The sequence below is a fragment of the Caproicibacterium amylolyticum genome, from assembly GCF_014467055.1.
Lineage (GTDB): Bacteria > Bacillota > Clostridia > Oscillospirales > Acutalibacteraceae > Caproicibacterium > Caproicibacterium amylolyticum.
On record NZ_CP060696.1, the window covers coordinates 570136 to 591794 of the forward strand.

16 protein-coding genes and 1 riboswitch are annotated in these 21659 nt (G+C 50.5%); of the genes, 13 read left to right on the forward strand and 3 right to left on the reverse strand.

All coding sequences use genetic code 11. The features are described from left to right. Positions 1-54: 54 nt before the first annotated feature. Positions 55-843, reverse strand: coding sequence for a helix-turn-helix transcriptional regulator (locus tag H6X83_RS02555; RefSeq protein ID WP_212507610.1), 789 nt, complete (start codon positions 841-843; stop codon positions 55-57). A 103-nt stretch (positions 844-946) separates the two neighbouring features. Here H6X83_RS02555 and H6X83_RS02560 point away from each other — a divergent pair, with 103 nt between their 5' ends. The 8 genes from H6X83_RS02560 to H6X83_RS02595 all read left to right on the forward strand — a co-directional run bounded on the left by H6X83_RS02560 (position 947) and on the right by H6X83_RS02595 (position 13042). Then, entirely contained in the window at positions 947-2482 is a 1536-nt protein-coding gene (locus H6X83_RS02560) for a GH39 family glycosyl hydrolase (protein WP_212507611.1), read from the forward strand. A gap of 245 nt (positions 2483-2727) precedes the next feature. Then, the gene (locus tag H6X83_RS02565; protein ID WP_212507612.1) at positions 2728-4509 is read left to right on the forward strand and encodes a histidine kinase; all 1782 of its coding nucleotides are present in this window, start codon (positions 2728-2730) and stop codon (positions 4507-4509) included. Then, positions 4481-5239, forward strand: a complete 759-nt coding sequence (locus H6X83_RS02570; RefSeq protein ID WP_212507613.1) for a response regulator transcription factor — start codon at positions 4481-4483, stop codon at positions 5237-5239. The genes H6X83_RS02565 and H6X83_RS02570 overlap by 29 nt, the downstream gene beginning before the upstream one ends. Before the next feature lie 185 nt (positions 5240-5424). Beyond that, entirely contained in the window at positions 5425-6369 is a 945-nt protein-coding gene (locus H6X83_RS02575) for an ABC transporter permease (protein ID WP_212507614.1), read from the forward strand. A gap of 12 nt (positions 6370-6381) precedes the next feature. Next, on the forward strand, positions 6382-7326 hold the full coding sequence (locus tag H6X83_RS02580; RefSeq protein ID WP_212507615.1) for a carbohydrate ABC transporter permease: 945 nt from the start codon (positions 6382-6384) through the stop codon (positions 7324-7326). 52 nt (positions 7327-7378) lie between these two features. Further along, entirely contained in the window at positions 7379-8872 is a 1494-nt protein-coding gene (locus tag H6X83_RS02585; RefSeq protein ID WP_212507616.1) for an ABC transporter substrate-binding protein, read from the forward strand. A gap of 76 nt (positions 8873-8948) precedes the next feature. Beyond that, a complete protein-coding gene (locus tag H6X83_RS02590; RefSeq protein WP_212507617.1) occupies positions 8949-9947 on the forward strand; it encodes a glycoside hydrolase family 130 protein in 999 nt (332 codons plus the stop codon). Beyond that, a complete protein-coding gene (locus H6X83_RS02595) occupies positions 9944-13042 on the forward strand; it encodes an alpha-mannosidase (protein WP_212507618.1) in 3099 nt (1032 codons plus the stop codon). The genes H6X83_RS02590 and H6X83_RS02595 overlap by 4 nt, the downstream gene beginning before the upstream one ends. Before the next feature lie 223 nt (positions 13043-13265). On the opposite strand, the gene H6X83_RS02600 is transcribed toward H6X83_RS02595, so the two are convergent. After that, positions 13266-14756, reverse strand: a complete 1491-nt coding sequence (locus tag H6X83_RS02600) for an ABC transporter substrate-binding protein (RefSeq protein WP_212507619.1) — start codon at positions 14754-14756, stop codon at positions 13266-13268. 92 nt (positions 14757-14848) lie between these two features. Here H6X83_RS02600 and H6X83_RS02605 point away from each other — a divergent pair, with 92 nt between their 5' ends. Beyond that, positions 14849-16972: a glycoside hydrolase family 3 C-terminal domain-containing protein gene (locus H6X83_RS02605; protein ID WP_212507620.1), complete on the forward strand. Its 2124-nt coding sequence runs from the start codon at positions 14849-14851 to the stop codon at positions 16970-16972. Positions 16973-17024: 52 nt separating this feature from the next. Here H6X83_RS02605 and H6X83_RS02610 read toward each other — a convergent pair whose 3' ends face one another. Continuing rightward, positions 17025-17651 carry a TetR/AcrR family transcriptional regulator gene (locus H6X83_RS02610; RefSeq protein ID WP_212507621.1) on the reverse strand — a complete coding sequence of 209 codons (627 nt, stop codon included), beginning with the start codon at positions 17649-17651 and terminating at the stop codon, positions 17025-17027. A 269-nt stretch (positions 17652-17920) separates the two neighbouring features. After that, positions 17921-18036: riboswitch (FMN riboswitch) on the forward strand. A gap of 164 nt (positions 18037-18200) precedes the next feature. Here H6X83_RS02610 and ribD point away from each other — a divergent pair. From ribD to ribH, 4 genes are read left to right on the forward strand one after another with little or no spacing between them, the layout of a single operon-like run. Beyond that, positions 18201-19304: a bifunctional diaminohydroxyphosphoribosylaminopyrimidine deaminase/5-amino-6-(5-phosphoribosylamino)uracil reductase RibD gene (ribD, locus tag H6X83_RS02615; RefSeq protein ID WP_212507622.1), complete on the forward strand. Its 1104-nt coding sequence runs from the start codon at positions 18201-18203 to the stop codon at positions 19302-19304. Positions 19305-19318: 14 nt separating this feature from the next. Further along, positions 19319-19924: a riboflavin synthase gene (locus H6X83_RS02620; RefSeq protein WP_425489199.1), complete on the forward strand. Its 606-nt coding sequence runs from the start codon at positions 19319-19321 to the stop codon at positions 19922-19924. Positions 19925-19935: 11 nt separating this feature from the next. After that, positions 19936-21135, forward strand: coding sequence for a bifunctional 3,4-dihydroxy-2-butanone-4-phosphate synthase/GTP cyclohydrolase II (locus H6X83_RS02625; protein WP_212507624.1), 1200 nt, complete (start codon positions 19936-19938; stop codon positions 21133-21135). 24 nt (positions 21136-21159) lie between these two features. Then, on the forward strand, positions 21160-21627 hold the full coding sequence (gene ribH, locus H6X83_RS02630; RefSeq protein WP_212507625.1) for a 6,7-dimethyl-8-ribityllumazine synthase: 468 nt from the start codon (positions 21160-21162) through the stop codon (positions 21625-21627). The last annotated feature ends 32 nt before the right edge of the window (positions 21628-21659 follow it).

Here is a 21659-nt window from a genome sequence, read left to right on the forward strand (position 1 = left end):
AAAGGTCAAAAAAGTGTGGGAATATATCATTGCTCTGTTCTGCGTGATTGCCTATCATAAAGATACGGAATTTGCCTGTGTTGTATTTGCACTTTTTCGGAAAGCGGAAGGGGAAATCCCTGCTGTTTTTTTAAACTGGCGGCAGAAATGTTCCACATTGCTGTAGCCGCATTGCTCTGCAATTTCCGCAACGGGTTTATCGGTGTAAAGCAGCTGGTCCTTTGCCATGCGAATGCGACCGTCAATCACATCCTCCATACAAGATGTTTCAAAAATCTTTTTGTAAAGTACCTGCAGGTAGCCGGCGCTCATATGTAGCTTTTTTGCCATGATGGGGACTGTCCAGTTGTACTGCGGATTGTTGTAAATCTCTTTGCGCAGCAGCAGCAAATCATGGCTGTGCGGTGCAGAGGGTTTCCGTGAGCATGCTTCAAACAGCTTTGTAAACAGGACCCGCAGCAGCTGGTCAATGCAGCGTTCACTGTTCGCACTCGGCATGGTGTGCTCCCACGTCAGCAACTGGAACAGATTGTGGCAGTACTCTGGGTCCGGCAGAGAAAAAGGTACCCCTTGTACCGGCAGGGTGGAAACGTAAGTTTCGTCCGACTCAAACCGAATCCAGTCGTTTTCATAGTGCTCCGCACAGGCGCGGTAGTAGATTTTGTGATGCGGCGCAAACAGGATGGCGCTTTTTGCCGGATATTCCCGCAGAGTGCCGTCTACAAAGAACAGTGCAGGTGTGTGTGTGAGCAGCAGCAGCCAGCAGTCATGACCTCCGGGAACGTCAAAAACGAAGTCCTTGGGGTGTACGGCGCTGTAGCCGATGTAGCGGATCTCATTCATATTTTGTGACTTCCTTGTTTAAAGAAGAATTTATCAATTTTAAAAAAGTATACCACCCTGCCGCAGAGCGGTCAAGCATGGGTGAAAAATGGAGTGTATGATTATGCAGGAAACAAAGAACTATCAAATCCTTCCGGGGGCTGCCGTACCGTTTCACAACAATGTGGATTACTGTGTAGGGACCGGCCGCATGGGACTGGCACTGCAGAAAGAATATCAGGACCAGCTGGCATTGGTGCAGCGGGAAATTGGGTTTAAACACATCCGCGGTCACGGCCTTTTTTGCGAGGACATGGCGATTTACCAGGAATACACAGACGAAAATGGGGAGACAAAGCCCGAGTATAACTTCACATATCTTGACCTTGTAATGGACAGCTACTGCAAGGTGGGGCTGCGCCCGTTTTTGGAGCTTGGCTTTATGCCAAAGGCGCTGGCCTCCGGAGAGCAGACGGTTTTTTACTGGAACGGCAATGTAACACCGCCGAAAAGCTACGATGCCTGGTGCGCGCTGGTGCAGGCGACTCTGCGTCATTTGATGGAGCGTTACGGCGCGGATGAAGTGGTAACGTGGCCGGTCGAGGTGTGGAACGAGCCAAACCTTGCGGGGTTCTGGAAAGATGCGGACCAAAAAGAGTATTTTAAACTTTTTGAGCGCACATTTGCTGCGGTCAAGGAAGTGGACAAGCGCTTTCAGGTAGGCGGTCCGGCAGTATGCGGCGGTACAGACGAAGTTTGGATTCGCGCGTTTATGGAATTTTGTGCGGAGAAGCACATTCCGGTGGACTTTATTTCCCGTCACCATTACACCATTAGCCCGCCGCAGTATGTGGGCCACTACGGTTACTGCAGGCTAAATCCGCCGGAAGAAGGACTTGCCAATCTGCACACAACCCGTGAAATCGTGGACAGTTTCCCGCAGTATCGCGGCCTGCCGATTCATGTTACAGAATTTAACACATCCTATAATCCCAAAACACCGCTGCATGACACCAACCAGAATGCAGCCTATATTGCCCAGCAGCTTTCGCGACTAGGGGACGATAATGAATCTTATTCTTACTGGACATTCGGCGATATATTTGAAGAATGCGGCGTACCCTTTACACCATTCCACGGCGGCTTTGGGCTGGTGGCAAACGGCTGTATTCCCAAACCGACTTTCTGGACATTCCGCTTCTTTAAGGACTTGCAGGGGACCTGTGTGCACCGCGCAGAAGATTCTGTTATTGTTCAAAAACCGGATGGAAGGTACTGCGGTGCTGCCTGGAATCTTTCTCTGCAGGACACAGACCGTGAGCTGACGCTGCAGTTTAGCCTGCCGGCGTGCAAGAAGGATGAGTGGTGCCTCTTAACAAAGACAGTAGACGAAGAGACCTGCAATCCGCTGAAAATGTGGCATGACTTTGGCGAGCCGGCAAGCCTTTCACCGGAGCAAAAAGCGCTACTGCAGCAGTGTGCAGTTCCGCTCCTTGCAACAGAGCAGAGAGCTGCTGAAAACAATATGATTCAGATAAAACTGCTTTTAAAGAAAAATGCGGTTGTTTATTTTGAACTAAAGCCGGTTTTGCGTCAGTGTGACCGCGGTTTCTCCTATGAGCGTACAATGTGCAGTCAAAAGGAAAGTACAGCGGACTAAATTTGCCGCCAACATAAATCATATTTTGAAATGGACTGAATGTTTTTGAAGCATTCGGCCCATTTTTGTTACTTCATGCTATGTTTGTTGAATTCCGATTTAAGAACTGGAAGAAGCTGTCCTTTTAAAACTAACGTTTTTATACTATAATATAAACAATTTGCTCTGTCCGGATTGAAAAATTACAGCTAAGATTGAATTGAGTCAGAAGGTATAGGAGAAAGGCGGACGGGATGCTCGAATTTATGAAAAAACGTGTCTACCGCACATCTTTCCTGATTTATACGGGAGCTTTGCTTCTGGCGTGTGTGTTGGTATTCATGCTGTTTTTTAACCATATATTCAGTACACAGGAAGCCTCCTGTGCGCAGGCAGCGCAGCAGAGCTTTGCCAGTACCGAACAGGAAATTTCAACCTACAGCGATAAAATCGATAACTATATTTTAGGACTTTACCGCGAACAAAGTGAAGGCACTCTGCGCGATTTCATGCGTTTTTTAGGGCACAATGCAGACGAATACATGACCGCGCGGCTGCAGGCGCTGCCTGCCAGCTCATTTTCTTCGGTTGATTTTCTGAAGAGTATCCAACAGTTTGTGCAGGACAGCCGTTATTCCATTTCGCGCGTCAGTTTTACTTTGGACAACAAAGCCAGTATTGCAAATGTGCTGACCTACGACACAAATGGTACTGGGCGGCTGGAATTTGCAGTGACGAATCCGGAAAAACAGGAGTCAGGAAACGACGACTTTTTGTTTATCCATAATGTTATGAATCCAAAGGATGTTTCCAAAAACCTGGGGACTGTACGTTTTCGCGTGCGTGCGTCAGAGCTTTTCGGCGATTTGGAAAAACTGGAGCTAGGTTCTGCTGCCGTCATTACAGATGAGAACATTATTTTTTTGCATGAACCGTATCCTGATGAAAAGGCAGCTTTGCTGGCTGCCTCCAAACAAAGCGGTATGCAAGGGAATCTTTCCAAAGGTAATGGACTGTCCGGGCACTTTTTGCGCTATGTTTCTCCTCACAGCGGTCTGAAAATGGTTTATTTTTTGCCGTCCGATGAAGTTTTGCGTCAGTGCAGTGCGCAGCTGCTGTTTCTTGCACTGTGTATGGTTGCGTTATTTTTCTGCATTACATTGTTGATTGCGCTTCGCATGAGCCGCGACGCGCGGTATCTCAATAAAATCACATCTGCAATCGACGGCATGAAGGCCGGCAGCTTTACGCATATCAATTTGGAGAAGCGCAGGGACGAGTTCCGCATTATTGCGCAGGAGTTTAATGAGATGTCCGACCGCCTGGAGAACTACGTGCAGCGCGAATATGTTTTGAAACTGAAGCAGCAGGAAGCGCAGATGAAAATGCTGCAGCAGCAGATTAACCCGCATTTTCTGTACAATACGCTGGATATTATCCGTTCCCGTGCACTGGTGAATGAAGATGTTGAAGTTGCAGATGCTGTGTGCGGACTGGGTTCCATGTTCCGCATGGTGGTAAAAGGGCAGGATTGCATTAGCGTTGCAGAGGAACTGGAGATTTTAACACAGTACCTCAAAATCATGGAGTTTAAGTACAAGGATCATTTTTTCTATCAGGTGGATGTAGATAAAGAGATTCTGCAAATGAAGACGATTAAGTTTTGGATGCAGCCGGTTGTGGAAAATTATTTTGTCCATGGCATTGACCCGAGCAGCGAGTTCAATCTGCTGTTGGTTAACGGGCATCTGGAGGGAAATGAAGCAGTTTTTGAATTTATCGACAATGGAAGCGGCATGGAACTGAAACATCTTGAAGTACTGAACCGTTCCCTGACAGTGGTGGAGGGAGAGCAGCCGGCACATGCCGGAAAAAGCATAGGTCTGCAGAATGTTTACACGCGGCTGCGCTTCTTTTACGGAGAAGGGGTTTTCATGCAGCTGCACAATAATGAGGAGGCAGGTGTTACAACCACCATACGGGTGCCGTACCTGCCAGCGGAAGGAGAGAAGGAAACGGATGTACAGACTGCTTGTAGTAGACGATGAACCGGATATTTTAAAGGGCATTACTCGCTTGGTTCCGTGGCCGGATTATGACTTTACACAAGTGGAAACAGCCGGAAGCTACCCGGAGGCGGTGGAAAAATCTATGATGATGCACCCCGACATTGCGTTGGTGGACGTTTGCATTGGCGAAACGCGCGGGTATGAAATGATTGGCAGGCTGCAGGAACTTGGGCTGAAAACAAAGTTTATCATGATGAGCGGCTACGATACGTTTGAGTATGTGCGGCGCTCCATGACAGTTGGTGCAAAGGATTATCTGCTCAAGCCGGTCGAGCGGCAGACACTGCTTAAGTGCATTGAAAAAATTATCACGGAGGACTTTCACGGTACCTTTGCAAACCGCAGTGCGGAACATGAAGCACGCGACCCGGTGCTGAATGTTCCATACTCTGAAATTTCCAATCTCACAAACAAAATCCTGCTGATGATTCGTGAGGAATATGCACACAACCTGACCCTCAAAGCAGTGGCTGACAAATTTAAAATGAATTCGACCTATATGGGACAGATATTCCTGAAAGAAACGAAAATGAAATTTTCGGAGTACCTGATGGTTTACAGAATGCAGGAAGCCCGCAGGCGAATTGAGAATTCTTCTGATAAGATTGCGGTGGTTGCACACGATGTGGGTTATGCAAACCTGAATTATTTTTACACGCACTTTCACAGCTACTTTGGGCTTTCGCCATCCGATTTGCGGGGGGCATAGCCGAAAAATTACATACAACACTGGGACAGGTGCACAGAAAACCTCTGTGTGCCTGTCCCCTTTTTCTATATTTTTTATAGAAACTAAAGTTTTTATACTATGGAATAATCTTTTTTGTCTGGAAGCAAAAAAGGAAAGCAGATATGATTAAGGTGCAGCAGGAGAGATGAAAGGATTGATTAACTTTGGCACAGCATAAAAGAACACGGAAACGCTGGAGCAAGGATGATACTGAGCTGACGCTGCTTGCAGCGCCAACTACGATTTGGTACATCCTTTTTAGCTTTCTGCCGATGTTCGGTGTGATTATTGCTTTTAAAGATTTTCGAGTACGTGGCAGTTTCATTTCAAGCGTGTTTTCCAGCCCTTGGGCGGGTGGCACCGGCCTGAAAAATTTTCAGGCAATGTTCAGCTTCAGTGATATCTGGATGACCATCCGCAACACGATTGGTTATAACCTTGTCTTTATTCTGCTGAACATGGTTGTACCGGTGGCGTTGGCACTGATGATGGGGCAGCTTTACAGCAAGCGGCTCGGAAAAGTTTATCAGTCGGCTATCTTTTTCCCGTATTTCCTTTCCTGGGTGGTTGTTTCCGCACTGGTCATGGGATTTTTGAGCTATGACAAAGGCTACGTCAACAGTGTGATTGCCAGCATGGGCGGCGAGCGTGTGCAATGGTACATGCAGCCGCAGTACTGGCCGCTTTTCCTGACTTTTATGAACATCTGGAAAGGCCTTGGGTACAACATGGTGATTTACCTTGCGACGATCACCAATCTGGACAGCACCTACTATGAGGCGGCTTTGATCGACGGTGCCAGCAAATGGCAACAGACGCGCTACATTACCCTGCCGCTGATTCGTACAACAATTATTATTATGCTGATTATGGCAGTCGGCCGTATCTTCTCTACGGATTTCGGCTTGTTCTATCAGGTCCCGCAAAATTCCAGTTCCCTTTACAATGTGACGACCACCATTGACGTTTACGTCTTTACCATGATGAAGAAAGGGAGCACCGGCATGGCGAGTGCTGCGGCGCTGGTGCAGTCAGTGGTCGGCTGCATTATGGTTCTGGCAGCCAACGGTGTGGTACGAAAAATTGATCCGGACAGCGCAATGATTTAAGGAGGGCTGGCAATGACAAATTCAGCAAAAGTAAAACCGGTAAAAAGCCAGACCGGCCTGGATAAATACAACCGCGTAAAGCCGGTAACGAATGTTGTTTTTAACATTATCTTTATTGTGTTGGTGCTGGTTGCGGTTGTTCCGATTCTGTTTATGGTGTCTATTTCTTTTTCAGATGAAAAAATGATTCAGCAGTTCGGTTATCAGTTCATTCCAAAGTCGTTTTCCGCAGCGGGCTATCAGTTCCTGTTTCAGCAGAGCGGCACTATTTTGAAAGCGCTGAGCATTTCTCTGTTTGTGACCGTTGTAGGTACGGTAATCGGCGTGCTACTGACAACCACAATGGGTTATGTGCTTTCCCGCCCGAAGTACCGGCTGAAAAAGTTTATGACGTGGCTGGTCTTTATCCCCATGATTTTTAACGGCGGTTTGGTTGCCACTTATTTTGTAATCGGCAACATGATTGGTCTGAAAAATACACTTTGGGCATTGATTTTGCCGCTGGCGGTTTCTTCGTTCAACGTTATCATCTGTAAAACGTTTTTCTTGGGTTCCCTGCCGGAAGCGATTGTGGAATCCGCAAAGATTGATGGCGCAAGCCAGCTGCGTATTTTCTTCAATATCGTAATTCCGATTTCCCTGCCGGTGGTTGCAACCATTGCATTGTTCTTGTGCTTTGGCTACTGGAACGACTGGTTCCAGTCCATGCTGTACATAGATGACCAGCGGATGTACTCCCTGCAGGCGCTGCTCAATCAGATTATGGGGCAGGTCGAGTACCTTGCGCAGAACGCGACTTCCATGGGCGTAAGTGCAGCGCAGATTGCTGCCAATATGCCGAAGGAATCTGCCCGTATGGCGATTGCGGTGCTGATTGTGCTGCCGATTGCCTGTGCGTACCCCTTCTTCCAGAAATACTTTATTTCCGGTCTTACCGTTGGTGCCGTAAAGGGCTGACCCACTGAATCAGGGTCTTATCATTCAGTTTTATATATTTTGGGAGGTAACTATGAAAAAGGCAAAGAAAATTGTATCAGTGCTTTGCGCCGCTGCAGTTGCAGCGGGTGCACTGAGCGGATGCGCCGGCAGCGGCTCATCTCAGGCAGCGCAGTCCGGAACAGCTTCCGGAGCAGCCAGCACCGCGGCTTCTAAGAGCGGTGGAACCGAAACCATTACATGGTGGACGATTGGTGATCAGCCGGCAGACCTTGAGGCCGGCCTTGCAGCCATCAACAAGTACAGTGAAGAAAAAATCGGCGTCAAAATTGACCTGAAAATTGCCGGTTGGGACGCTTGGGCCGACAAGATGAACACCATTGTCAACTCCGGTGATTCTTTCGACATGATGTTCACCAACAACACAAACTACAGCCGCTTTGCAAACCTGGGCGCTTTTGCGGACATCACCGACCTTGCAAAGAGCGCTTCTCCGGAGCTGTATAAATTCATTCCGGAAAAGGTTTGGAAGGGTACTGAAGTAAACGGCAAGGTTTACGCTGTACCGACTTACAAGGATTCCTCTATCACGCAGTACTGGGCATGGGATGACAAGTATGTTAAGAAGTACAATATTGATACAAAGAGCATTAAGACCATGAAAGATTTGGACACACCGTTGCGCAAGATGAAACAGGGCGAGGGCAACAGCTTCTATCCGCTGCATCTGGACAAGAGCAACGGCTTCTCCGGTATGTTCAATGAATATGACAGCCTTGGCACCGGCCTGCCGATTCTCGGCGTCAAAATTGACGACAAGAGCCGCAAGGTTGTGAATACACTGGAACAGAGCGATATTAAAGAAAAGCTCAATCTGTTGCACAGCTGGTACAAAGACGGCATCATCAATCAGGATGCTTCCACCGTTGGTGATGCGCCGAAAAACAAGGCATTCATGAGTGCACAAGGCTTCCCGGGTGCAGAAGTTGCCTGGGCACAAAAAGAGGGCGTTTCCAAGTACGATTCCGTACAGGTTTCTGACCCACTGTACACCACTGAGAGCATTCAGGGTTCCATGAACGCGATTTCCGCAAATTCCCAGCATAAAGAAGCCTGCCTGAAGCTGCTGCAGCTTATCAACACGGATTCCTATATGCGTGACCTGATGGCTTACGGTGTGCCGGACAAAGACTGGAGCTACACAGATTCTTCCAAGAATGTTGTTAAGATTCCGGAAAACAAGCAGTGGACACTGCCGGCTTACTCACAGGGCACTTTCTTCGTCCTTTCTCCGATTTCTCCGAACCCGGCGAATCAGTATGATGAAGTAAAGAAGCTGAATGAAAAAGCAACCGAATCTGCCTGCCTGGGATTCTCTATTGACATTTCGAACCTTACCAATGAAATGGCGAACTGCAACACCATTTGGGAAAAATACAAGACAGAGCTCTGGACCGGTGCTTCCGACCCGAATACCGTGATTCCGCAGCTAACTGCTGAACTCAAGCAGAACGGCTTCGACAAAATCATGCAGGAAGCACAGAAGCAGCTGGATGCCCAGAAGTAATAAGTGCTAAAACCAAAGACCCGAATGGAAACCCGTTCGGGTCTTTCTGTGTCAGTGAATTTGAAAGGAGTCTCTCATGAGCCATTTGAAAGGAAATGTCCTGCCCGACATGCCGTGGCAGGAAAAACCGGCAAATTGCCGGATGCCCGTCTGGAGGTACAGTGAAAATCCGATTATTACGCGGGACGCCGTGCCGAATGCCAACAGTATTTTTAATTCCGCGGTGGTACCGTTTGGTGAGGGGTACGCCGGTGTATTCCGCTGCGATTCCCGTTCCGTCAGCATGGATATTTTTGCGGGTTTCAGCAAAGACGGCATTCATTGGGAGATTTCCGCGCAGCCGATTTCCTTTGAGGGTGACCCGGAAGTTACAAAGCGGGAGTATCGTTACGACCCGCGTGTCTGCTTTATAGAGGACCGCTACTACATTACCTGGTGCAACGGTTACCACGGGCCGACTATCGGTATTGCGTATACCTTTGACTTCAAAACATTTTATCAGCTGGAAAATGCCTTTTTGCCCTACAACCGCAACGGCGTGCTGTTTCCGCGAAAAATCGGGGAACACTATGCAATGCTTTCCCGCCCAAGTGATACCGGACACACTCCTTTCGGCGATATCTTTTACAGCGAAAGTCCGGATTTGACTTTTTGGGGAAAACATCGCTGGGTGATGGGGCAAATTACCGGGGACGCTTCCGCCTGGCAGTCCAAAAAAATTGGCCCGGGGCCGACTCCGATTGAAACAGATGAAGGTTGGCTGCTGATTTACCACGGGGTCATCAACACCTGCAACGGCTTTGTCTACCGCATCGGCTGTGCACTGCTGGACTTGGAAAAGCCGTGGATCGTAAAGGCGCGCTCCCGCAACTACATCCTTGCACCGCAGGAACTGTATGAATGTGTAGGCGATGTGCCAAATGTTACCTTCCCCTGCGCGGTGCTGACCGACGCACCCACCGGCCGCATTGCCATTTACTATGGTTGTGCGGATACTGTGACCGGCCTTGCCTTTACAACTGCAGAGGAACTGCTGCAGTATATGAAAGATTATCCTTTGGAGGAAACCACATGATTTTTGCAAAAGAACGGGCACAGGTAATCTGTGACCAACTGAAAAAAGCAAAATGCGTGCAGAAGCTGGAGCTGACCGATTGGCAGCGCAAGGAAGGGAACTTTCTGCGCCCGGCAGATGCCGACAAATCCGAAACACCGTGGCAGACGTTTGACAGCCGCACCATGCACTGGTACGGGCCGGACAAACACGATTGGTTCCGCACTACGCTGACCGTGCCGCAGAGTTTTGACGGCCGTCCGCTCTGGTTCAACATCCGTACTCAGATTGACGAGTGGGATGACGGCAAAAACCCGCAGTTTTTGCTGTTCCTGAACGGCGAAATCGTACAGGGAATCGACATGAACCACCGCGAAGCACTCATAACCCGCAGCGCAAAGGCAGGGGAAACCTATCAGGTGGACCTGCAGGCGTATACCGGTACCCTGCACGATGAATTCCGCTTGCTGGGGGAAGCAATGGAGATTGACCCCCAAGTGGAGGGCATGTACTATGACCTGCAGATTCCGCTCTGGTCACTGGCGCGCATGGAAAAGGATTGCCGTACGCGCTATGAAATTGAAACGGTTCTTAATGACACAGTGAACCTATTGGATATGCGCTGTGTGCCGTCACAGGACTTTACCGATTCCGTAAAAAAGGCACGTGCTTACATCGGCGAAAAGCTGTACACTGAGCTTGCCGGTCACGATGACGTAATTGCTACCTGCATCGGCCACACACACATTGACGTTGCGTGGTGGTGGACGGTAGAGCAGACGCGCGAAAAAGTTGCGCGCAGCTTTTCCACGGTGCTCAAGCTGATGGAGGAATACCCGGATTACAAATTCATGTCCAGCCAGCCGCAGCTTTATCAGTTCCTGAAAGACCGCTACCCGGAGCTGTACGCAAAAGTGAAGCAGCGCATTGCGGAGGGTCGCTGGGAACCGGAAGGCGGCATGTGGCTGGAAGCCGACTGCAACCTGACTTCCGGCGAATCGTTGGTGCGACAGTTTCTGAACGGCAAGCGCTTTTTCCGTGAAGAATTCGGCAAGGACAACAAAGTGCTTTGGCTGCCGGATGTGTTCGGCTACTCCGGGGCGCTGCCGCAGATTGCAAAAAAGTGCGGCATTGATTATTTTATGACCACCAAGCTTTCATGGAACCAGTTCAATAAAATACCGTATGATACTCTGAATTGGCGCGGCATTGACGGCACTGAAATCCTGACGCATTTCATCACGACGCTGGGTGTAGGGCAGCCGACCGGAAACTTCTTTACAACGTACAACGGCATGCTGCATCCAGATTCCGTTATGGGCGCATGGGACCGTTACCAGAACAAAGAAATCAACAATGACGTTTTGATTGCCTACGGCTACGGCGACGGCGGCGGCGGCCCGACCCGCGAGATGCTGGAAACCTCCAAGCGCTTGGAAAAAGGTATACAGGGTGTGCCGAAGGTGCGGCAGGAGTTCGCCGGAACCTATTTCCGCGAACTGGAAGAAAGAGTCGCCGGAAACAAGCGCCTGCCTGTGTGGGAGGGTGAGTTCTATTTTGAATATCACCGCGGTACCTATACCTCCATGGCACGCAACAAGCGCGCTAACCGCAAGAGTGAACTGATGCTCATGGATTTGGAACTGCTTTCTGTGCTGGCAGAACGCGCGGGAATGGACTACCCCGCAAAAGAACTGGAGCAGATGTGGAAAATCGTGCTGCTTAATCAGTTCCATGATATTCTGCCCGGCAGCGCTATCCATGAAGTATACGAGCAGACGAAAAAGGAATATGCCGCACTTGCAGAGCAGGCACAGCGGCTGATTCGCGAGCGGCTGCATCTGCTTGCCGGAAACGGTGGGGCGCAGGTGCTGTTTAATACACTCAGCTTTGTGCGGGATGACGTAGTTATACTGGACGGCTGCAACGCTTCTGCATTGCGCCTGCCGGACGGCAGCACAGCACCCGTGCAGAAGTGCGCGGATGGTACCGCCGTTGCCTATGTGACCGGGCTTCCGGCAAAAGGCTGTGCAAGCCTGCTGCCGTGCAGCGCGGAGCATGCGGAGAATCCGCTGCAGATTTCTGACAGCGGAATTGAAACACCGTTCTACTCTGTAAAATTTACAGCGGATGGCTGCTTTGCTTCTGTGTTTGATAAAGAAAATAATCGTGAAGTGCTGCAGCCCGGTAAATCGGCAAACCTGATGCGCGTTTATGAAGATAAGCCGATTTATTACGATAACTGGGACATTGATATTTTCTACAAAGAGAAATACTGGGATGTCACCGATGCGCAGTCCATCGAGTGGACGGAGCGCGGCCCGGTACGTGCAACATTACAGATTGAACGGAAATTTCAGGGCTCCCTCATTCGGCAGAAAATTCATTTTTACGCAAATCTGCGCCGCATCGACTTTGAAAGCTATGTGGACTGGCACGAGCATCAGCAGTTGCTGAAAGTGCATTTCCCGCTGGCGATTCATACAGACGAGGCAACGTTTGACATTCAGTTCGGAAACGTCAAGCGCAAAGTGACGCAGAACACCAGCTGGGAAGTCGCACGCTTTGAATCCTGCGGGCACAAGTGGGCGGACCTTTCCGAGGGCGGCTACGGTGTTTCCCTGCTGAATGACTGCAAGTACGGTCATTCCGTACATGACGGTGACCTTGCTTTGACACTGATTAAATCCGGCATTGAGCCGAACCCCACCACCGACCAGGAAGAGCATTTCTTCACCTACTCTTTGTACCCGCATAGGGGTTCCTGGCAGGAGGGCGAAACCGCCAAAGAGGCGGCAAAGCTGAACCAGCCTGCTTATGCCGTGCAGGGCGGAGAGAGCCTGAACAATTCGTTCCTTTCTGTGGACGCAGAACACGTTATGCTGGAAACCGTAAAGCAGGCAGAGGACGGCACCGGCACAGTTGTGCGTATTTACGATTACCAGAATCAGCGCGGCCCAGTTACCATCACTGCGGCGGTGCCGATTGCGTCGGTTACCGAGTGCAATCTGATTGAAGAGGAACAGAAAGCGGTTCCGTATGACGGAAACCGCTTTACGTTCCACATTGACCCGTACGAAATCAAGACCTATAAGATTCAGTTTGCCACAGAGTAAGACAAATCAAAACAAGAGCCGCTGCGGTGGTAAAAGCAGCGGCTCTTGTTGGCTTTCAGTAAAGTTTTCGCCAACCTTGTTCACAAGGCTGTAGGGTTTGGGGCAAAGCCCCAAGATCTTTCTCTTGACCCGTAAAGCCCTTTGTGTGAAAAAAGCAGTACACAGCAGCATCCTCTGCGGCGGGCGAAGCCATGCCGTAAAGAAGCTGCGCTGCGGAAAGCAACTAAAACCCTTTTGCTTTCCAGGCAGTAATCTGCTGCTGCAGCGTGCTTTGCAGTTTGTCAATGCCTGCTTCGCGAAGTTCCTGCAAAAACAGCGGCAGAATTTTATTTGGGTCTACCGTGCCGGTCATCAGCGATGGATAGTATTTTTCGGTGACACGCACAACTGCGGCGGCCTGTGCCGCGGAGCTTGAATCCGAAATATCCGGTGTGAATCCGAGTGCTTGTGAGCGTACCGCCTCTTTGTTGAATTTTCGGTAAGCATCCCATTTGTTGACCGGGTCATTCACTGTGGTGTAAAGAATGAACCAGTTTCCCTGAGTGTACTGAATGCCGCGGTAGCCGCTGTCCAACCCAATGACCTGATGCTTTTCAGACAGGCGGTAGTGTGTACCTTCAATTCCGTAATTCAGCATATTGCGCACTTCTGCGTCTGTATTCAGGCAGTTCAGGAAGCGCACACATTCTTTAGGATGCTGTGTGTGCGCGCTGACGGACATGATGCCGCCGCGTGTGGATTCGGAAGTGATGACGGAGGGAGAAACCTGCTGGCACACCACCGGATAGCCAAGATTGTTTGCCCAGGTGGAGTCTGAGTACGGTCCGCCGGAACCATTGTGCCACAAAACGGTGTAATTTTTCAGGTCATCGCTGTTGGTTTTAAAGGCGGCGTCCGCATTGATATAGCCGAGTTTATAGTAACGGCGCAGGGTGTGCAGCACCTGTTTTGCACAGTCAGTTTCATAGATGTTGACAATTTTAAGACTGGTGTCAGAGGACTTGACCATCAGCGGAATGTTGTGATTGACGATGTATTCGTAGCCGTCTATGCTAAAGAAATTCTCGGAGTTGCGGTCCAGTGCCATGGGGATGCACTGCGGCTCTGCCTGCTTTACTTTTTTTAGGATTGGCTCCAGAGATTCCAGCGTCCTGTACTGCTTTACGTCAATGCCGTATTTTTCTGCGAGTGCTTTGGAATAAATCCAGAGATCAGGGGTGGCAATTTCTTTGTTGGTGGGAATGCCGTAGGTTTTGCCGTCGATTTTAATGCCTGTCCAGAAAAGCGGGTCAATCGCGTCGTACATTTTCTTTCCAGTAGTTTTTAAGTAAGAGGTCAAATCCAGCCATGCGCCCTTGCGGGCATTGCCGACAAAGTCGCCCTGTTGGCTGGAGGTGAAGGCAATGTCGAAACTGGTGCCGGAGTCGATAATTGCGGAAAGCTTGGTAGTGTAGTCGTCCCAGTCGATATAGTTGATTTTGACCCGGACACCGATTTTTTTCATCAGCAGTTCGTTGAGTGCATTGTTTACGGCGGTAAGGTCCTTGCCGGCCGGCCCAATGGTGTAGTATTGCAGCGTAACAGCGGAAGCTGAATTTGACGCGGCAGTGGATGCAGCAGCCGAGGAAGAAGCGGCTGTTTCCTGCCCGCAGGCTGCAGCAGCGGAAAGGATCGCGGCAGAAAGAATACAGGCAAGTGCTTTTCGCAGTTTCAAAAAGAATCCCCCAGTAAATCGAAAATTATATAGTTTCATGTTATAGAAATATTATAAATTTTGTGTTAGTTGATGTCAATCAGGAGGCAGAAATGAGCAAACAGGAAAAACAAAATTTGTTCCGACAGCAGGCACAGCAATTAGTGGAAAAGATGACGCTGGAGGAAGCAGCTTCGCAGCTTCGTTATGACGCGCCTGCAGTGGAACGCCTGCATATTCCGGCCTGCAACTGGTGGAATGAAGCACTGCACGGGGTGGCACGCGCAGGCACCGCCACGGTGTTCCCGCAGGCGATTGCGATGGCCGCTGTTTTTGATGAAGCGGAAATGTCTGCTATGGCGGATATTATTGCCGAGGAGGGGCGCGCCAAGTACAATATGCAGGCCGCTGCAGGTGACCGGGACTTGTACAAAGGTCTGACTTTCTGGTCGCCGAATATCAACCTTTTCCGTGACCCGCGCTGGGGCAGGGGGCAGGAAACTTACGGCGAGGATCCATTTTTAACAGCGCGGCTTGGCTGTGCCTACGTGAAAGCCCTGCAGGGGGACGGTGCTTACCTGAAAGCTGCTGCATGTGCAAAGCATTTTGCAGTGCACAGCGGCCCGGAAGCGACCCGCCACGGCTATGACGCTAAAGTCAGCCTGCACGACCTGTGGGATACCTATCTGCCCGCTTTTGAAGCATTGGTCAAAGAGGCGGATGTTGCAGGTATCATGGGTGGCTATAACCGCATCAATGGTGTGCCGTGCTGTGCAAATCCGCAGCTGCAGAAGATTCTGCGCGGAAAGTGGGGGTTTCACGGATATTTTGTTTCAGATGCGTGGGCACTGCATGACCTGTACCAGTTCAGCCCCTTGACCGAGGGACCGCTGGATACTGCACAGCTTGCTCTGCCCAATGGCTGCGACCTGGACTGTGGGGATACTTATCCGCATATCATGGAAGCGTTTGCAAAAGGAATGGTTACAGAAAAGGACATCCGCACAGCGGCAGAACGCCTTTTCACCATCCGCTTTGCACTTGGCGAATTTGCACAGGACTGCCCATATGACAGTATTCCGTTTTCAGAAGTAGATTCAGCGGAACACAATGCAGCTTCTCTGCGTATGAGTGAAAAATCCGCGGTGCTGCTGAAAAATGACGGCCTGCTGCCGCTTTCGCTGAAATCCCTGCACACCATCGGTGTAATTGGCCCGAACGCAGACAGCATTGAAGTCCTGCGCGGTAATTACTGCGGTACGGCATCCCACTGGGAAACCAACCTGCGCGGGATTCAGGACTATGTGGGCGGCAGCGCAAGGGTGCTTTATGCGCAGGGCTGTCACCTGTACAAAGATAATGTGATGGATTTGGCACAGCAGGATGACCGCCTGAGCGAGGCCGCCGCCGTAGCTGCTGCTTCAGATGTAGTGGTTCTCTGCCTTGGATTGGACCCGACCATTGAGGGCGAGCAGGGGGACGCCGGAAACGAGTTCGCGGCAGGCGATAAAACAGACCTGCGCCTGCCCGCGCCGCAGCGCCGCCTGCTGCAGGCGGTGTGTGCAAGCGGCAAGCCGGTGATTCTGGCGGTAAACAGCGGCAGCGCACTGGACCTGCGCTTTGCACAGGAACACTGCACGGCAATTTTGCAGCTGTGGTACAGCGGCGCACACGGCGGCACCGCGCTGGCACGGCTGCTGTTTGGTGATGCGGTGCCTGCCGGACGTCTGCCGGTCACGTTCTATGAAAATACGGACGACCTGCCGCCGTTTGATGATTACGGCATGGCGGGGCGCACCTATCGGTATTACCGCGGAACACCGCTTTATCCGTTTGGATACGGTCTTTCCTACAGCCGTTTTGCGTACAGCAATTTACAACTGGAAAAGGACACGCTTGTGTCCGGCGAAAGCCTGCGCCTGACTATAGAGGTGCAGAACACCGGTGCTGTAACAGCAGATGAGGTAACGCAGATATATCTTGGCAAAGAGCAGCCGGGTGAACTGGACCCGGCTTACAGACTGTGCGGCTTCGCGCGGACAGCTTTGGCTCCCGGCGAAATTCACCGCCTGACCTTTGAAATTCCTGCGGTTTCTTTTTACAGTGTGGATGCACAGGGGCAGCGCCGGTTTGAGGCCGGAAACTATGTCGTTTATGCCGGCGGACATCAGCCGGACGAGCGCAGCCGCGCGCTGTGCGGCAGCGAGGCACTCAGCTGCCGCATATATATGCGTTAAACTAAAAAATTCCTCTCCAGAAGTCTTGAAATTTCTGGAGAGGAATTTTGCATTACGGATGTTTTTCTTCCGGTACAGCCTGCACAGCGGGCCATTTGATGGTGCTGTCCTTATGGAAAGCACCTGCTATGCCGTGAAACAGCAGATTGTACATAGTGCTGCGCTCTTTGCTGCCGGAGGGCAGCCGTTCGTCAATGATGCGGACAGCAAAGTTCAGCGTGGTTTCAATGATATAAGTCCACAAAATGTCAGAATTGACGTTCAGCACAGACTGATTTTTCTGGATCAGCTTGATAAAAAACGGAAAAGATTCATTTTGCCCTTCTATTACTTCTTCTGTGTAATAAGAAGAGTGCCGGAACTGTACGTAAAACTTTGCGTGAAAGCCGTTTTCCAGCCAGTAGTTCAGGTAGGCTTCCCACAGTGCGTTTGCATTTTTTTCAAAGTTAAGTCCTTGAAAAGGAACTTCGTGCAGAGCAGCGTCAACTCTCCTGTCAATATAATAAAGGCACTGCAAAAGCAGCTCTGATTTCGTTGCGAAATTATTAAAAATGGAGCCTTCTGAAATGCCTAACTCGGTGGCTATTTTTGCGGTGGAAACTCTCTCAAGACCATGTTCGCCAACATAGCGAATGGCAGCTTCCAAAATACTGTTTGGCTTAATTTCTTTTCTTCTCATAAAATTAATGATACCCCTTGAACTTGTATTCGTCAATATATGTACGGCAGAGTTTTCAATTTGGAAACAAAATTCAAATCATACTTTTTCTGTAAAATTTAAACTTGCCGTTTCTATTTAAAGCTGTTTAGCAGGATATAGTGCGTAGGCATTGATTATAAAGCGGAGGAATTTGCAAAATTACAAGCTTTGTGAGCGGTAATCCAGTCAGTCGGAAAAATTCGCTTGACAGTTCGTTGGTGCGCGGCTATAATAAGCACAACTGAATAAAATATCTTCGGGGCAGGGTGAAAATCCCTATCGGTGGTAAAGCCCACGAGCCGCAAGGCATGACTCGGTGTGATTCCGGGGCCGGCAGTTAAAGTCTGAATAAAAGAAGATTTGCGTAAGCAGTGTTTCTGTGTTTATGCCTGTATTTTCTGCTCTGAAATGGTTTTCTATCATTTCAGAGCTTTTGTTTTTTACAGGCAGAATGCATGGAAAAGCTGCTTCTTGGAAATGCCCTGAACGATTCTTGTTCAGGGCATTTTTCTGTACAGGAGTGGTTCTATGACGGATGAAGCATACATGCACATGGCGCTGGGGCTTGCACAAAAAGGCTGCGGCCGTGTCAACCCCAACCCAATGGTCGGCGCGGTGATTGTCAAGGATGGCCGAATAATTGGTCAGGGGCACCACCAGCAGTACGGCGGCTTGCACGCAGAGCGAAACGCACTGGCAAGCTGCAGCGAATCCCCGCAGGGAGCAGAGCTTTTCGTTACGTTGGAGCCTTGCTGTCACTGGGGGAAAACGCCGCCCTGCACGGATGCCATTCTGGAAAGCGGTATCCGGCGGGTTGTGATTGGTTCCGCGGACCCCAATCCGTTGGTGGCGGGAAAAGGGGTGCGGACTTTGCGGGAACACGGAATTGCTGTAACGGAGAATGTGCTTCGCGGGGAGTGTGACCGCCAGAATGAAGTTTTTCTGTATTTTATTCAGAAGAAAGTTCCGTTTGTTGTGCTCAAATATGCCATGACGATGGATGGGAAAATCGCGGCGGCTTCCGGACTTTCCAAGTGGATTACCGGGGAAGAAGCACGCAAAAGAGTGCATCAGGACCGGAACCGATATGCAGCGGTTCTGGTGGGTGCCGGTACGGTGTTGGCAGATGACCCGCAGCTTACCTGCCGCCTGCCGGAGGGAAAAAATCCGGCGCGGATTATTTGTGACACACATTTGCGCACCCCGCTGACCGCGCAGGTGGTTGCTACGGCAAAAGAGACCCGCACTATTCTTGCCACCTGTTGTGCAGAGAGTGACCTGCAGCAGCCGTACCTCGCTGCAGGCTGTCAAGTGCTGGTGCTGCCGGAACGGGACGGCCGTGTGAATCTGCGGGCACTGATGCAGGAACTGGGCAGGCAGGAACTGGACAGTGTCCTGCTGGAGGGCGGCGCCGCCCTGAACTGGTCTGCGCTGCAAAGCGGGATTGTCAATAAAGTGCAGGCGTACATTGCGCCAAAGCTGTTTGGCGGTGCAGCAGCAAAAAACCCGGTGGGCGGCTGCGGCGTGCAGTCCCCACAGGCAGCGTTCCAACTGTCCGAACCGTCGGTTGAGCGGCTGGGAAGCGACCTGCTGCTGGAAAGTCAGGTGATATCGTGTTCACAGGAATCATAGAGGAGATTGGTACAGTGCAGGCGGTGCGAAAGAATGCGGCTTCTTTGGCACTCACGGTGCAGGCACACAAAGTCCTTGCCGATATGCAGGAGGGGGACAGCATTGCTGTGAACGGCATCTGCCTGACGGTAACTTCATTTTCGGCGGAATCTTTTACCGCGGATGTGATGCATGAAACGCTGCTTTACACGACATTTGCTCGTCTGCACAGCGGCAGCCCGGTGAATCTGGAGCGGGCCATGCAGGCAAACGGCCGTTTCGGCGGGCACATTGTGGCGGGGCATATTGACGGCACTGGCACGATTCTGGCAGTGCAGAAGGATGATAATGCCGTTTGGTACACCATTCGCGCCGGAAAGGACATTATGCACTACATTGTGAAAAAAGGTTCTGTTGCCGTGGATGGAATCAGCTTAACGGTGGCGGAAACTGCCGATAATCGTTTTCAGGTATCGATTATTCCCTATACTGCCGCCTGCACCACGCTGGGACTGTGCCGTGTGGGTGACACGGTCAATTTGGAAACCGACTGCATGGGAAAGTACATTGAAAAACTGCTGCAGACCCCCGCACCGCAAAACGGTGTTACGCAGGCATATCTCGAAAAATTCGGATTTTAGGAGGGAACAAAATGTTTACATTCAGCACGATTGAAGAAGCAGTTGAAGATTTAAAGCAAGGCAAAGTGATACTGGTTACAGATGATCCGGGCCGTGAAAATGAGGGAGACTTCATCTGCGCGGCAGAGTTTGCCACAACAGAAAACGTCAATTTCATGGCGACGCATGCAAAAGGACTCATTTGCATGCCGATGAGCGAAGCATACTGCAAAAAACTGCAGTTTCCGCAGATGGTGGCCAACAACACAGACAACCACGAAACCGCTTTTACTGTTTCAGTGGACTATGCCGGAACAACGACCGGTATTTCCGCTGAGGAACGCGGCATGACCGCCAGAGCGTGTGCGGCACAGGATGCAAAGCCGGAGGATTTCCGCCGCCCGGGGCATATGTTCCCGCTGTTGGCTAAGAAAAACGGTGTGCTCGAAAGAAATGGCCACACGGAAGCAACCGTTGACCTGCTCCGGCTTGCCGGTCTGAAAGAATGCGGCTTGTGCTGTGAGGTCATGCGGGAGGACGGCACCATGATGCGTACCGCGGAACTGAAAGAACTGGCACAGAAATGGGACCTGAAATTTGTTACCATCAAAGCTTTGCAGCAATACCGAAAAGTGAATGATCAGCTGGTGGAACGGGTCGCTGTGGCAAATATGCCGACAAAGTACGGAATGTTTACGGCATACGGCTATGTAAACAAACTCAATGGCGAACACCATGTGGCGCTGGTCAAAGGGGAAGTCGGCAACGGTGAGGACTTATTGTGCCGGGTGCACTCCGAGTGCCTGACGGGCGACGCTTTCGGCTCGGTTCGGTGTGACTGCGGCCAGCAGTTTGCTGCGGCAATGCAGCAGATTGAAAAGGAAGGACGCGGCATTCTGCTGTATATGCGGCAGGAGGGGCGCGGCATTGGCTTAATCAACAAGTTGCGCGCCTATGAACTGCAGGACAAGGGCATGGACACGGTGGAGGCAAACCGCGCTCTCGGTTTTGCGGATGACCTACGTGAATATTATATCGGTGCGCAAATCCTGCGGGATTTGGGTGCCAAAACTCTGCGTTTGCTTACCAATAATCCGGATAAAGTCTATCAACTTGCGGATTACGGCATGAAAATTACAGAACGAGTGCCAATCCAGATGCCCGCAACAAAATATGACCTTTTCTATCTGCAGACAAAGCAGACAAGAATGGGACATATTTTGCAGTATTGATTATCAGAAAAGGAGCAAAGAATTATGCGTACATATGAAGGAAAACTGGTAGCTAAGGGAACAAAAGTCGGCATTGTTGCCGCAAGGTTCAACGAATTTATCACATCCAAACTTTTGGGCGGTGCGCTGGACGGTTTGCGCCGGCATGATGTGCAGGAGGAAAATATTTCGGTGGCATGGGTGCCGGGCGCGTTTGAAATTCCGCTGATTGCTTCCAAAATGGCGAAAAGCGGGAAGTATGACGCGGTTATCTGTCTTGGCGCGGTCATTCGCGGCAGCACCAGCCATTATGATTATGTTTGCAGTGAAATGTCCAAGGGAATTGCGCAGGTGTCGCTTACAAGCGGGGTTCCGGTGCTGTTTGGCGTGCTGACTACGGAAAACATTGAACAGGCGATTGAACGCGCAGGCACCAAGGCGGGCAACAAGGGCTTTGAATGTGCCGCAGACGCTGTGGAAATGGTCAACTTGATTCATGAACTGGAAGCTTAAATTCTAATGCAAAAAAACAGGCGGGTATCTCC